Source organism: Dellaglioa sp. CoH-57-MRSF-22 (assembly GCF_056781895.1).
In genome coordinates, this window is sequence record NZ_JBXAXT010000049.1 from 1 (window position 1) to 566 (window position 566).

2 protein-coding genes are annotated in these 566 nt (G+C 56.5%); both read left to right on the plus strand.

Annotation, left to right across the window (positions count from 1 at the left end; genetic code table 11):
• Positions 1-222 precede the first annotated feature (222 nt).
• Complete coding sequence (locus tag AC1RPR_RS08060) at positions 223-387, plus strand: hypothetical protein (protein WP_281106390.1); 165 nt, start codon at positions 223-225, stop codon at positions 385-387.
• Entirely contained in the window at positions 332-562 is a 231-nt protein-coding gene (locus AC1RPR_RS08065; RefSeq protein WP_281106389.1) for a hypothetical protein, read from the plus strand. Before AC1RPR_RS08060 ends, AC1RPR_RS08065 begins: the two co-directional genes overlap by 56 nt.
• Positions 563-566 lie beyond the last annotated feature (4 nt).

Consider the following 566-nt stretch of genomic DNA (forward strand, 5'->3'; position numbering starts at 1 on the left):
TCGGTATCGGACACGTGTTCCAGCTCTTCGCATTCGTCGTACTCGGATTCGAGTTCAAGCAGCTACGATTCGTCCTCCAGTTCTTCGTTCGACTGCGGGTCGAGCAGCAGCGGGAGCGACTGGTGAGCAATATCTATCGAGATGAGCTGGACAGCATCCAGCAGGCACAGGAACGGCTGCGCACACGCCTGCGACTTCTACAGGAAAGCTGCCCACACACGAATGCCGAGAAGAAGTACGACGGCAGCACCGGTAACTGGTGCAAGGCTGATGATTGCTACTGGATCGACTTTCACTGTCCCGATTGCGATAAACGCTGGAGAATTGATCAATGAAGACGCTGGTAGACCTGCTGATGGAACAAGAACGGCTGCTGGATGGGCCTGATGCTCGCGACCTGCTGGAATTCACAGACAAGCTGTTGACCGAAATCCGGGAACGCGATCGTGTCATCAGCGAGCTTAAAACACAGCTGACGGTGGCCGAGGCCCGGGCCGGTGACGCGATTTCGCTAGCCTCGTGGCAGACAGCTGTGGAACACGCGCGAGCAACAGGAGCATGAGTGT